The following is a 13,329-nucleotide window of genomic DNA, read 5'->3' on the forward strand; positions in this document are numbered from 1 at the left end:
GCGGCACAGGAACCTAGAGCGCCTTAGCCGGGGCGCTCTTCCCCGGTTTAGGCGCTCTGGTTATCGGGCCAAGTAACCCCGCAGCGGTGCGTACAAGCTCTTAGGTGGCCGCTATGGCCGCCTTAGAGCCTGTAGCATCAGCCCGATCGTTCTCCTGCCCTTCAGCTCCTTTTCCTTCCGGATCAATATCCTTCAGCCGCACAAAAAAACGCCCAAGTGGATGCCCCCACCTGAACGTTTTTGAATTACAGACCTAAGATATACTTGATAGCAATAAAGAACATTTGAATCAATATCTGACGTCCCTCTTTGGATTTCAGATACTTCCAAACATGCCGACCAGCAGACTTGATGCCTGTCCATGTTTTGAGAATAATTGATTTGGTGGTTCTCTTCATCCTAACCCCTCCTTTCCTCTGCAATCAGAATAAGAAAGCCAGCCGTAAATGTATCAAGTGGAGCGTAACAGCCTGTCCTAACGATTCAGATACAACATGATAAGCAATCAAGCTTCCATTATTCACAAGAGCATGTCGTATACCTGTCAGGCTGGTTACTCTCCGGCTGCTCATTCTCGTATAAATTCGCAGAAGAAGATTTCAGGGTTTTCAATTCCAAGCTGAAGAAGCCAAAATCGAGCCTTTTTTATTTATTTTCATCACAAGCTGTTCATTCTGAAATATAACCTTTTAGCAAACCGATCCCTTTAATACCCCCATTGGTTGAAACCAATAGGCCTGGTTAAAACCAGGCTGAAAGTAAAAAGACGCTCCCCTTAATGAGGAACGCCTACTTATTTTCTAATTAATTGTAGATGATTGGAGCGGTCTTCCATAAGAGCAGCGATATGCCGGGCGCTTAGGCTTCAGATCGCTTTTCAAAAATTCTAATTACATCCTCTTCGCTACTTCCCGCATAGCCTGAACAATAAATATAATTTTGACCATCTATACATTCATCTGTTATACCTTGTTCAAATTTTTCACGATCCGACCAAATCTCAAATCGAATACCTTCATACTTTTGATCGCCTATGTTCACGACAGAATCAATTCTAGCTAACAAATAGTTGTTCTTTTCTTTAAGAACCGTTCTGACTTCATTTTCCACCAACAAGGATAAATCCCCCTTTTCATCTGGCTTTGTTCTCATATTCCTTCATCACTTTATAGAAGGTGTTCTTCTTTAACTCCAGCTCTCTCATGAAATCTACGCCAGATAGCTCATTGCTTTGCCATCGAGAATAGTTTGCATCTAGTATGCCCCTCTGCCCAGGAGTAAGAGTTTGCAAATTAATTTGTGGCCGCCCCAGGTGCTTCCCTTTCTTTCTGGCTTCAGCAATCCCTTCAGCCTGTGCCTGTTTAATATCATTTCGCTCTTCTTCTGCAAGCCAGCTTAAAAGCTGAAGCACTAAATCCATAATGAGCTGATTGATCCCATCCATCTCCTGGTACTTACGTGTATCCAGAATAGGAATGTCGATCACCACGACATGGATTTTCGCATCCATTAGCCATTGCCATTCCTTCAAAATTTCTTGCTTATTTCTACCGAATCGATTGATAGACTTAACAAATAAAGTATCTCCTTCTCGAAGCACACGCTTCAAGAGCTGATATTCCGGACGGACAAAATTCTTACCGCTAATTTTGTCTACAAAAATAAATTCCTCTGGAATACCCTGTTCTCGTAATACCGACAGTTGCCGATCCTCATTCTGGTTTTTCGTGGAAACCCTAGCGTATCCGTATTCTCTCGTACTTGTTCTCATAACTAAACTCCTACTTGTCCCAAAAGGTATTAATTTAATTGTAAACGTTTATAAAAATAAAACAATACCTTTATGGAATGAAAAAGAACTGTTTATCCAGTGTCCTTAAAGGTATACCTTTAGGGATACCTAATTGAACGACGAATAGCCTATTAAATATAAAAAAAAGTCGAAAAACATATAATCTAGTTATTTGATGTAAATAAAAGGAGAATTAAATTGAAATAAGGAATTTATTGTGATATTATGTAAAATAAATAGCATCAAGACCCATACATATAAAGTTACAACTTATTTGCAATACCCTTCCATTGCTTACAAAAGTGTGGCGCCACACGTTAAAAATTTGTAAGAAAATAAAAGACTGGAGAGTGGTTATTCTGAAAAAGAGGTTTTCTACTTTATTGTTGGCTATCATGATGTTTACTGTATTTTGTGTTCCTGCTTTTGCAAGTGAAGCACCAGATGGTACAAATGAAAACGAAAAAGCTACTTTTGATTTAACTCAAAAAGTAGCTCAGGAACAAATTGTAACAACCACAGATGGAGAAACTATTGTTTATGGAGTAGAGCCTGTAATTGATCCTAATGCTGTTCAACCTTTGGCCGAATATGAGAATGCCACTGGTACTTGGAAAATTTACTGGTACAGTGGAGCATTAAATGGGGAATACTACATTGATATTAATAGCAGCAGTAAAATCACAAGAGCCTATGATCAATGGCATTTGTTCACAGGATATACTGTTGCCAATTCTGGACTTGAGTATACTAGCACAACTGCTAGAGGATGGTGGGATTTGGAGCTCCTCGGATCATCTTGGTTGTCAACAAGATGGGAATTAAGAGCTCAGATGAATGGTACAACTCTCAAAACTTGGGTGAACTAATTAGCATGTATGGTATAGGGCGCTTTAGAGCGTCCTTATACCATACTTTTTTTATAAAAAAATTTTATCTTACTTTAAATCCTCAATCTTCATTTTGTTCAGTTCTTCTTGTTGCAAACTTTTCTTTTTTGCCGCTTTAGCACCATATCTAATGAAATACTTTATTATCCATATCAATCCCCAAACCGCCAAAGGAACAGCAAGAATTAACATTAAAGTGACCATATTACTTCTCTCCTTTATTTCCGGACTTTTTAAATTCGCTCACAAGCAATTTGGCTGTTTCAAAATCAATTTGATCATTTAAAGCTAAGCGTTTAATAAGAGAAATAAAATTATCCTGATCCTCATGGTCATGGATGTTTATTTTTTGAATTAGTCGGTCTAACCGAAGACGGACTGTAGGATAAGACACTTCATAGATAGCTGCGATCTGTTTCAATGACCCTGATTGCAGAATAAAGTTTTTTATAAAAGTCACATCTTCATCATCAAGATTGAGCATCCATTCTGGAACACTCTTCATCACCATAAAACAACCACCTCACGGACTCTCTTTTCATAATATTAAACTAACACTCAATTTTGTTAAAGTCAATATTTGTTTTTATTTTATTTTTATGTTTAAAAATATTGTTTGGTGCATAAAAAAAACTCATCGTTCCAAATAGAACTGATGAGTTTTTTTTCTTTCTCTATCATTTTAACTTCCATGCTAAATGATTGGCACTAATCTTCTCCCTCAATAATTTCATACAATTCTGTAAGATAATTTAACGCCATAGCAGAAGTACAACCGCTATTTTCCTCAACCGTAAACCCTGAACGCTCCAAAGCCTGTTTAAATGCTTCTGCACTGAAAATATTCGGTTCATCAATATACTTCTCCTTAATCTCCATCAACGCCCACTGCTTCGGAAATACGATAACTCCATCAATAGCTTGCACAGCAATGTAATTATCATTATCCGCAGTAACTCGTATCTCCAGATATTGCGCCTTATGTGCTTTTACATACTCGTATACGTCTGCGGCCGTTTCTAACGGATCAGCAGGGAAATAGCTTCCTCCAGGCTCTAAAAATCGGTATGCTTTAAACATGTAATTTCTCCTATCAGCACCCATGCCAGAAAATAGAATCCTCAGTTTGGAAATATATAGAGTCTGTTTCTATGGAGCTGTGTCCGGCCCGAACTTCAAATATCTTGCCAACGCATTTTATCATTTCATAAACCTGATCGATTCGTCTAACATTGGACGGTTCCTTTTCTTCAAGCTCCCGGGCCTTACGCCACAGGAACCGATTAAAGAGCATCAGATCACTGCAATGGCTCTCAATGCCCTGCTTCTCCATCATAGACCAATAGATTTCTTTATCTACTCCGTCCTCCCGCCAATAAGCTTCCAGAATAGGCATAAATCGCTCAGAAAGCTTGTTTAGGTAGACTTGGTACTTTTCTTCCTGCTCGATCCACTGAAGCTCTGTAGAGCGCTTGAACGGCTCTACAAAGTCACTCCTGCCCAGCTTAAAGCAGGTCAGATACTCAGCATCACTCAAATGACCTATTGGATTGCGGAAAATAAAAATATCACCTTGATGGGCAACACCTACAGTCCTGCCCTCGTATCCAGGTACATGATCCCTTACCCGTACAATGATCTTTTCATTTAGCATGTTCTTATCCTCCTACAAACGGTAACGGATTCACCTTCTTGCCATTGATGATAATCTCAAAGTGTAGATGATTTCCGGTGCTAGTACCGGTTGATCCACACCCCCCGATCACAGTTCCTGCAGAAACTTGATCCCCTACCCTAGCACTAATCGAAGATAAATGGGCATAGGTGGTCACATACCCGCCTCCATGATCCACACGCACATACTGGCCGTAACCTTTGCTTGGGTTACTCGCATCTTGCCAACCGGCCATTATCACCTTACCAGCCTTAGACGCTGGTATCGGCTGCCCCAGGGAACAGGCAAAATCTACGCCTTCATGCGGCTTGCCTACTTCACCTGTCACCGGATGGGTACGCGGGCCAAAACCGGATGTAACCTGACCGCTGACCGGACGAATGAACCCTGCTTTACCCGGCTGTGGAATCGTAATTGCATCGTATCCTTCCGTCACATAAAGCGTAGCGTATTTCATGACTTCGGATATATATGCTTGGCTGTGATTGTATTGGTACAAGGCAGCTTCAACGTTGCCAGAAGCAGCACCATTCTTCCCCAGGTAATTCGCTGCGGAAAACACAGCGTCTTCTAAATCCCACATATCCGCTTTCCCGTCACCATTGGCATCTACGCCATAACCACCATACTGAGCAATCACGGCCAGACTGGTTTTCTCTTCAGCAGTAAAATTTCCCTTTCCTGCTCCACTGCATGAGCTATGCCCCCACCCTACAAAAGTACAAGGCATAAACTGTAGATGACCTTCAGCTCCCACGGATGAAATCATAGGATCTAACGTAGAGAACCGGGTTTCAATTCGATGGACTGCCGCCAGTAGATTCCAGGGCACACCGTATTTCTCCGCGGCAGCTTGATAGATCGGGATGTACTCGGCTGGAATCTCAGATTCCCCGAGCTGAGATATGATCCCACTTCCCCATCCACCGCCGCCGTAATTCCCCTCAGAATCCGAGCTGCTGAACATCATAACCATAAACATCATGCCGACCAACGCACCAACAAAAAGAAGTGGGATTAAGGCCAAACCACCAAATATAGTAATTTTCTTCATGGGTTCCACGCCCTTGAACGTACACCCAAATCATCAATCTTCCATTTCCCATCTACCAAAATGACCTTAATGATATAAGCTAATGTACTGGAATTGGTTTTGCCGTCCTGATCGGTATGCTCTACCTCAATATCAGCATTCCACCATTGTTCTTCCAGACCTTCCTTCTGGGGTTCCAGCTCTACATTGATCATTTTGGTTTTGACGCTCGTTAACGTTCCCCGGCGCTGCTCTTGCTCTAACGCTTTATAAAGATTTTCAGACACATAAGGCTTTGATTTCTTCAAAAAATCGTCTGGGCTGGCAGCATCGAATGGTACGTACACCTTCAGAAACTCCGGAATCACTTCCTGGATCTCCGTCTGCATTTCTTCCGTTGGTACTTCGGCTTGCTTCTCTTCGGCTGCTTGTTCATTCGGGGTGTACTGCCGAACGGGCCGTTTCTCCGGAGTGACAGGCTGCTGCTTCGCGGCAGCCTGTTCTTGTTCAATTCGATTTCCCTCGAAGATCGATCCAATAAGTAGTGCAATCATGCCTAATGCAATAATGGCTCCAAGCCATGTCTTCACTGGCCCCTTCATGACTCATCCCCCTCGCTGCTCGAAGGATGTAACGGAATACTCTGTACCCGGTTTTCCTGCTGTCCAGAACGTATAGATGTGGAATCGCCATGATCTGTCCCAAGCGATTCTACCCCTCTGGATGTTCGGAACCTCTCGGGCTGAGGTCTTCGTTGATTGTAGCCTTGGCCCTGTTCTGTATTGGTGCGGGGGCGTTGTACTCCAGGAGTCGTATGAAGAGGTACGGTCTGCGGTGCTTGTCCATGATTAGCTGAACTATTCGGTGGCCGTGAGTCTGTCGCTGGATCTTCCCGCGGCAACACGGTCTGCGGTGCTTGCCCACGGTTAGCCGAACTATTCGGTGGCCGCGAGTCTATCGCTGGATTTTCCTGCGGCAAAGATGAAAATAATGAATCTTCATTTCCAGAATATCCACGGCCGCCAGATAACGACTCCGATTCATTCCGGAAATTGCTGCTCCCACTGTAATTATCATTGAATCTAGTAGATTCATCATAGTTCACGTTCGCTGATGCCCCTAAGCCGCCCTGTAATGGCGCAACGTTTCCAGACCCAGACCCCGTACCCTGAGCAGTTCCAGGCGTTTGTCCTTTAGCGCCCCGTTGACGCAGGAAGGCTGGTATAGACAAGTCTCCAGCTTCAGTGCCGCCCTTCGTATCGTTTAAAGATACGGTTGGTGGTATAGAGCCTGGATGCCCACTACCCGCGGAAGTGGCCGCTACTTCTGATAAGGCGCTTCCGGCAGCTCCGGACATTACCCCCGCCATCACTTTAGCGCTCACGCCGCTTCCACTAGCTCCTAGTGGTGGCGGTTCTCCCAAACTTTCGGTTTCCAGTGGTGCGTTATCGTCAAGATCATTATCGGCATCTGCACTATCCGTGACATAGTTATCTGAAGCATCCAGACTTTCATTCTCCAATGCTGGTGAGCTACTTGTATCTCTGCCGCCGCTCTCTATACTATCTACAACTGCTCCGGCAGCAGCTCCCGCCGCTGGTCCACCTGCCATCGTTCCTGCTGCTTGCGCAGCTCCGCGTGTTACCCTATTTCGAGCCGCGTTCATTCGGCGGTCAATCTGTGATGCTTCTAAAGCCAATTGCCGCGCAGCCTGATTTCCGGCAAATAATATTTTGATCAAGCGATTTCTGAGCAAGAAGATCAACACCAGGATAACAAACTCTATGATGGCAACTGCAATGTATCCAATGCTGTCACTGTTACCCTGTTCATAGACGATCCCCGACATGGTAAACACAATCAGCGCTATAAACGATACACCTAGCTTCAGAATAAGGGGCAACGCCAGTTCCTCCGTATACCGGCGGAATACACCGCCCCCTGCTGGAAATGCTGCAATGAGCATGTAAAACGGTGCAAGTGCGGCCACGGTCAAAAACCAAAATTGAAGCACAATAATGAGTAATGCCAGGGCGAATATCGGAATAGATGTAATTCCATTTACAACAGTGTAGAGTCCGGTGAACACGAGACGTTCCGGAACTTGTACATAAGTCATCATTCCATTGCCAGAATCCCCTACCTCTCTCTTCTCCACATAATCTTGACGACTCTGACCCGGAGGTAAAGAAAGTAATTCATCAACCCGACTTTCTCCTACTTCGCTTTCCTTATCCGTTCCATACTGCATATATAAGTAGGGACGATGTACGAATAAATCCCACATATTGTTCCCCATGCTTTGCCTTGCCCCCGTTGTACCATCTTGGCTGAGTCCCGAACCAGCTCCCATAATAATTGATGAAGCTTCAGTCGTAAGAGAATTAGCACCCTTCAGCACAGTAGCATAATTACTGAAGAACAGCAGTGTAGCGACCAAGATTACAAACGTCTTAACTAAGTTACCAACAGCCTCAATCTGAGCATGTTTAAAGAAATACTGATAAGCGAATAGCAGTCCAACTGAAATTCCAATAATGCCAATCAATTTCCCATACAATCCCAAACCACTAAAACCAAGCGAGGATATGCCGGTTATACTCTGCATGACTCCTTCAATACGCTCAATCAACGTATTTACTACATCGAAATCAAATGCGTAGTCCAGAACGGTTAGCATCGCATTTGTCATATACAGATTCATTTTGAACAGGATATTTACCATAAAGTTCATGGCTTCATAAAACTGTGCCATGATGGAATCCTTAACAGCATCACCCGAAATCCAGCTACCCACGGTTGAGAATGCTTTGGTAAAAACGTTTCCCTCTTCTTCGTCTTCGTCCCCTGTTTTGGAAGTGACATCAATTTGGTAATAGGCTGGAGACCCATTGCTGGTTACTTCATGGTCAGTATTAAATAAATTGGACGAAATATTTTTTCCATACACTACATCCGGATCGGCTGCATTTGCTATTGGTAGCGTACAACTGATGAAAAAAATTATGATTAGCGTGCCGTACCGAAGCCAGCGTTTCATTCCGGATCACCCCTCGCTGCTTTTGTGGACGGTAATGAATTCATCTGGGTTAGAGATATTTTTTAACATGTCATTTTCGTCAATCTCCCGAATCATCCATTGATTATTTTCTTTACTCATGCGAAGCAAATCGGAAAAATACTTTTGATGATTTTCTCGGTAATAGCTTACTTTGTAATACAGCTCTCCATGTTCATTTGGCTCTTTGTTGTAACGATAAATAGAATACTTTTTCCCTATTCGTTCAAATGCTCCTGGGGAATTATGTCTTCCCTCTTTTAGAATTTCATAATGAGACTGATCCGGCTGCAGGAGGGTCTTAAATAAATCATCATCACCTTCTACTGAAGCTTTAATGTAGGCAAGAGCCTGTGCATCCGCTGACTTCACATCAGCGGATGTTTCCTTTTCCCCTTGCTTTGAACAGCCGACAAGAACCAGCAGAAACATAAGACTCACAAAACAGATAATTCGGCCCGTCCGCATAGTCATACCCCCATCCGAATTTTTTCTTGGCGTTCCCGCTCGTACTCCCGGTCTTCCTGGGTGGCAGTTGAGCTATCGAAGGCTTCTTCAATCTCTTTGTACACGGGATGTATCCGAACGGCTGCTGTCCGGCCATAAATATCTTGGAATAGCGCTGTACCCCGATCCAGGCTATTCAGATATTCGATATTGGCTGGCGTAACCGGTAACCCAAAATATTTGAGCATTTCTTCTGCTTCTTCGAGTTTCTTCAGGGCGAAGCAGAACTTCATCCCCATGTTACTTACATCCTCGTCATAGTCTGTAGCGTTCTGTGTTCCTTTGACCAAAGTCGTATTATAGTGGCGGCCCATACGGACAATGAAATCCATCTGATTCTTACCTTCAGCAGAATTTTCAATCGTCTTGGACTCATCCTGCATGATAACCTTATGAATCGACCGATCCTGTTCCAGCATGTATTGTTTGGTAAAGGATGTTATCGAAATGAGAATAGCTTCAGATATTTTTTCAATTGGACGGGGAGCCTTGTTCCCTTTAGGCAGCTTCAGGTTTTGAACCATAAGCACTTGAAGAGGTTTGGTGACCTCCAATACACGATAATCCTGGCCCTTTTCTCCGAATAGTAGTCGGGCAATCTGAGTGCGCTTTAATGTCTCCAGCGTCTCTACAATTCCCTCAATGGCTTCCCGATGCTTATCATTCAGATTCGCAATTTCTAATTGCCGCTTGAAGAAATATAGCACTCCACCCAAGCAGGGGTCGTGTTGGTCGCCCTCCTGTTCTACTGCTTCACTGAGTCGTGCAAATCCGGGATCTCCCAAATTGAGGTCACAAAGAAACGATAAAATATCCATGGCAATATCCTTCGCTTCAGAGATAGACACACTGGTCCGGAACGGATCTAAGCAACCTGCGTCCCGTTCGTCTGCTCCCAATGTCCATACCGATATATGTTCGGGCGGTATGAAAGGTAAGCCTGCCGCCCATTTTTTGCGGTCACCCTTCGGATCGATAATGAGTGCGCGTGATCCGGTAAGCACACATAGATAGGTGTACAGATTGGCCCAAAATGATTTACCTTTCCCGGTCATACCCGCGATCATCATAGCCAGGGAATCAACAACGTTATTGACACCCTCATAAGCTTTAGCGGCCAAGTCCGGCTGGATAAATACCGGACGGTTCAGTTTGAGTGTCTGACCAATGTAAAACCCGCGGTTGTCACCGATATTGGTTGTCGCTCCAAACATCATTCCGGCCAGCTTCGTAGGCTCCACATATTGGATATAATCGCTGTTGATCCGCGGACAGGTCGGAATAAATTCCATGAAGTATGCAATCATTTCTCCGTATGGACTGAGTAAGTGAATGCCAAAGGACTGCATTTCGCGCTTCAGCTCGTCAACCCTGACACGTAGCTGATCCTTGTCTTTGGCTGAGACACGGAATACAAAACTGCACCCATACGCTGGGTAACCCGTATCCGTGAACCGGCTTTCCATCTGAATAGCTCCGCTCTCAGCTTTTTCGGTGCTGAGATCCACGTCACTATCGCCCTTTTTGGCTTCCTGCCGCTGATCCTCATAAGATAGGCGCACGTTACTGAGGTTTTTAATGATTTGTTCGTTCCGCAGCAATCCCGCCTTAACAGATACCGCGACAGGAAACCGAAGCCGATTTTGAATGTGGAACATCCATTCCGATCCAGGATGCAAACTATGGGCTGTCATTTTATCGGCAACTAGATACTGGACGTAACTCTCCTTAATTTCCTCATTCACCAGCTTATAGAGTTTGAGTGTCGTCTGGTCGTATTCTTCAATTTCTGCATTTTGCAGCTCGTAAAAGGACTGCGCCCGGCCACGGCGTGCTTCATGTACCTTCTCTCCATCAATTCCGGATACGTCTACGCTGGTTTCATAACCTTTCCGCAGCTTGGTATCATTCGGCGTAACGCTAAAATTCTGCTCGATCAGAAACAGCGTTTCTTCCTTACTGAGCATCCGGACCAGGGAAGACATGGACTGACTCAGCGTTTCTCGCAGCCCTTCAGCCTGGTGCTTATACTGCTCAATATCGACTTTCAGAATATCGTTCGGTTCCAACCCCATTGCGCGGTACACAGGAGATTTGAAACCATTGATAAAGTCGGTCATCCCAGCAACCAACGCAAGACCGGTATTTCCAACTTTCCTAAACTCATTTTTTTTCGGGTCGAGCTGTACTCCAATGTAGGTATGATATTCATTCGTTTCTCGGGAGGAACGCTGATTACTCAGCGTCTGTTTCAACCGGTTAAAGTAGTCAATCCCGTTCTCCTTCAGGGGATAATCCTTCCGCTTAATATCCTCGATCGTTTCATCGATAATGCCGTTAACGTCCGTAAGAGACGGAATCATCAAAAAATGAAGATCACTCATATTCTCGACATAATAAGATAGCTGATTATTGTAAGGGTGAATCTTCTGGATAAAGTCCCGGAAGTCATACCCATAACCTTCGACTTGAAAATAAGCCCATACGCTCCCATCCCGACCAAAGGCTAAATTCCCCTCAATATGTTTGGTTGGAAATTCGGTAAATACCTTCATCAGCTCACCTTCCTTCCTAATCTCGCATGGTCATGTACCCTTCAAATTGGTAATGGGTACGCTTTTTCTTTTTCTTCTGCTGTCGATATTCTCGGGCCGAAAGCTGACCGCCAAAGCCGTAAGACTTTGGCCGGTCCAGCTCCATCCCCTTAAAATACGTGACACGTTTGGATTTCCGGATGTGGTACAAAAACATACTCTTTAGAAACTTAACAGGTGGTCGGTTCTCTGTCCCTACATCCACGAGTAGATACGTGCACATGAACGGAGCGGCAATGAGAATAGAGTTTGGAATTATTTTCAATGGAATATTAAGTACAGGAATGTAATACCAAACCACGATAATGGCAGTAATAGCGAAAAAGTAGCCTATAGATTTCAGCTTTAATGGCCGTCCTACTTTAAAGCCAGCAAACTGATACAGCTTGCGTTCAAACTTCAAGAAATCGTTGAGCACAAACATATCCTTGCGTTGTTGCATAAAGGCTGCCCCCTTAATTTAAGCCGACCAATTTTGCTGCCCATTCAGAAACCTTCCCTAACATTTCAGGTTTGCTAACAATCAAGTATGCCACCAGCAGCACCAAGAATGTTCCAATAGCACCAATAAACTGACGTTTGAAGGCAAGGAGAATGGCGAAGAAAATAGCAGCAACCAGGATCAAGTTTCCTCCCTCTTCTGAAGCCCAATCCAGTAGTCCAGAAAAACTAAGCATGTAGATTCCTCCTATTGTTGTTGTTGGTCTATTTTACTTACAACGTAACGCCCATCTTTTTGTGTAATATCCAATCTGTAATTGGTTACGAAGCGATCCGCTGAAACAGGATCTTCTAGGACTACATTAGCAAGAACAACGTAGGTTTCCGGAGACTCACCCTGATAGATTTGAGAGTTTTTAACATTCACAAAATCCATACGCTTATTAAGTCCACTCGGATGATCCTTGTCTTCAAGCAGATAAGCCAACTTGTCGGCAGGATCTTGGGCATATGAGCCAAAGAAAGTATCCAAGAAGTTCCGGATATTTTGCTTCACCTCAGATTCAGCCACATCCTGGAGTCCGGTTGTCTGATCTGAAACAACCACGGTAGTCTGTGGGTTAATATAGGTGTACTTCGGTAAATCATAGATTCCATAATTCTGAGCATAGGCAACGGGTACGACAAAAAATTTACTGACTTCCTTCGGTTCATACTTAGTTGTAGTCGTCTTTTTTTTGGTCGTCTCGTCTGTCGTCACAACTTCCTTCGGAACACCAATTTTTTGATAGACCTTCAACGTGACATAAGCTTGGTTCTCGCCTTTTTCTTCAATGTTGGCAACTTCCGTCTTCAGCAGAACAGAAGTCGTTTTCAGTGACGTTGGCTGAAGTCCAGCGTGCGGATCAAGCCCCTTAGCCAGATATGGAGCCAAACGCTCCTGACGCTTCGCCAGTGCCTCACTTCCCGGCTCCCAGGTGAAATACTCCCTGGCAAAATTCTCGGCATACTGCACAGCCGTTGTGGTGGTGGCCGGATTTAATGTCGGGGCCTGTTCCATGGCCTGAGCATTAACATCCGATTCCTTGGAAGGATTCAACGCATTCAGGAGAAACACCAGGAACACGAAACTAAACATAAGCCAAAAAACGAATGTTCCAAATTTCCTTGCACGATAACCACGCGGCCGATAAGCTTTACGTTCTTCCACTTTGGGCTTCTGTAAGTTTCGGAAGAATCGTTTCCCCTTCTCCTTAATGGACACTTTTTCTTGCTGTGGCGCATCAGCCGCAGCTTTTCGCTTGGCTAAACTCTTCGCCATAGTTACACCCCCCTGTAT

At 44.2% G+C, this 13,329-nt stretch carries 16 protein-coding genes; 1 reads left to right on the forward strand and 15 read right to left on the reverse strand.

Going from position 1 to position 13,329, the window contains the following annotated elements; translation table 11 throughout:
* Positions 1-245 precede the first annotated feature (245 nt).
* The 3 genes from BMY78_RS33035 to BMY78_RS32060 all read right to left on the reverse strand — a co-directional run bounded on the left by BMY78_RS33035 (position 246) and on the right by BMY78_RS32060 (position 1,771).
* Positions 246-398 carry a hypothetical protein gene (locus BMY78_RS33035; protein WP_177185943.1) on the reverse strand — a complete coding sequence of 51 codons (153 nt, stop codon included), beginning with the start codon at positions 396-398 and terminating at the stop codon, positions 246-248.
* A gap of 460 nt (positions 399-858) precedes the next feature.
* Complete coding sequence (locus BMY78_RS32055; RefSeq protein ID WP_143067103.1) at positions 859-1,152, reverse strand: hypothetical protein; 294 nt, start codon at positions 1,150-1,152, stop codon at positions 859-861.
* Positions 1,133-1,771: a recombinase family protein gene (locus BMY78_RS32060; protein ID WP_090905437.1), complete on the reverse strand. Its 639-nt coding sequence runs from the start codon at positions 1,769-1,771 to the stop codon at positions 1,133-1,135. The genes BMY78_RS32055 and BMY78_RS32060 overlap by 20 nt, the downstream gene beginning before the upstream one ends.
* Positions 1,772-2,142: 371 nt before the next feature.
* On the opposite strand from BMY78_RS32060, the gene BMY78_RS32065 reads away from it, so the two are divergent.
* On the forward strand, positions 2,143-2,661 hold the full coding sequence (locus BMY78_RS32065) for a DUF5626 family protein (protein WP_143067104.1): 519 nt from the start codon (positions 2,143-2,145) through the stop codon (positions 2,659-2,661).
* A 69-nt stretch (positions 2,662-2,730) separates the two neighbouring features.
* Here the strand turns inward: BMY78_RS32065 and BMY78_RS33040 are convergent, their stop codons facing one another.
* The 12 genes from BMY78_RS33040 to BMY78_RS32120 form a co-directional block, all read right to left on the reverse strand.
* The gene (locus BMY78_RS33040) at positions 2,731-2,886 is read right to left on the reverse strand and encodes a hypothetical protein (RefSeq protein WP_177185944.1); all 156 of its coding nucleotides are present in this window, start codon (positions 2,884-2,886) and stop codon (positions 2,731-2,733) included.
* Position 2,887: 1 nt separating this feature from the next.
* Positions 2,888-3,193, reverse strand: coding sequence for a DUF2089 family protein (locus tag BMY78_RS32070; RefSeq protein ID WP_177185945.1), 306 nt, complete (start codon positions 3,191-3,193; stop codon positions 2,888-2,890).
* A gap of 197 nt (positions 3,194-3,390) precedes the next feature.
* Complete coding sequence (locus BMY78_RS32075) at positions 3,391-3,762, reverse strand: hypothetical protein (protein WP_090905441.1); 372 nt, start codon at positions 3,760-3,762, stop codon at positions 3,391-3,393.
* Between the two features lie 13 nt (positions 3,763-3,775).
* The gene (locus tag BMY78_RS32080) at positions 3,776-4,336 is read right to left on the reverse strand and encodes a hypothetical protein (protein ID WP_090905443.1); all 561 of its coding nucleotides are present in this window, start codon (positions 4,334-4,336) and stop codon (positions 3,776-3,778) included.
* Between the two features lie 4 nt (positions 4,337-4,340).
* On the reverse strand, positions 4,341-5,411 hold the full coding sequence (locus BMY78_RS32085; protein WP_090905445.1) for a peptidoglycan DD-metalloendopeptidase family protein: 1,071 nt from the start codon (positions 5,409-5,411) through the stop codon (positions 4,341-4,343).
* Entirely contained in the window at positions 5,408-5,992 is a 585-nt protein-coding gene (locus BMY78_RS32090) for a hypothetical protein (protein WP_090905447.1), read from the reverse strand. Before BMY78_RS32090 ends, BMY78_RS32085 begins: the two co-directional genes overlap by 4 nt.
* Entirely contained in the window at positions 5,989-8,430 is a 2,442-nt protein-coding gene (locus tag BMY78_RS32095) for a CD3337/EF1877 family mobilome membrane protein (protein ID WP_090905449.1), read from the reverse strand. The genes BMY78_RS32090 and BMY78_RS32095 overlap by 4 nt, the downstream gene beginning before the upstream one ends.
* 6 nt (positions 8,431-8,436) lie before the next feature.
* Positions 8,437-8,916, reverse strand: a complete 480-nt coding sequence (locus BMY78_RS32100) for a hypothetical protein (RefSeq protein WP_090905450.1) — start codon at positions 8,914-8,916, stop codon at positions 8,437-8,439.
* 2 nt (positions 8,917-8,918) lie between these two features.
* Positions 8,919-11,510 (reverse strand): ATP-binding protein, encoded by a 2,592-nt coding sequence (locus BMY78_RS32105; protein ID WP_090905451.1) that lies wholly within the window; start codon positions 11,508-11,510, stop codon positions 8,919-8,921.
* A gap of 16 nt (positions 11,511-11,526) precedes the next feature.
* A complete protein-coding gene (locus BMY78_RS32110) occupies positions 11,527-11,991 on the reverse strand; it encodes a TcpE family conjugal transfer membrane protein (protein WP_090905453.1) in 465 nt (154 codons plus the stop codon).
* 13 nt (positions 11,992-12,004) lie between these two features.
* A complete protein-coding gene (locus tag BMY78_RS32115; protein WP_090905455.1) occupies positions 12,005-12,226 on the reverse strand; it encodes a hypothetical protein in 222 nt (73 codons plus the stop codon).
* 11 nt (positions 12,227-12,237) lie between these two features.
* The gene (locus BMY78_RS32120) at positions 12,238-13,311 is read right to left on the reverse strand and encodes a conjugal transfer protein (protein WP_090905457.1); all 1,074 of its coding nucleotides are present in this window, start codon (positions 13,309-13,311) and stop codon (positions 12,238-12,240) included.
* Positions 13,312-13,329 lie beyond the last annotated feature (18 nt).

The sequence above is a fragment of the Paenibacillus sp. OK076 genome (assembly GCF_900110055.1).
Lineage (GTDB): Bacteria > Bacillota > Bacilli > Paenibacillales > Paenibacillaceae > Paenibacillus.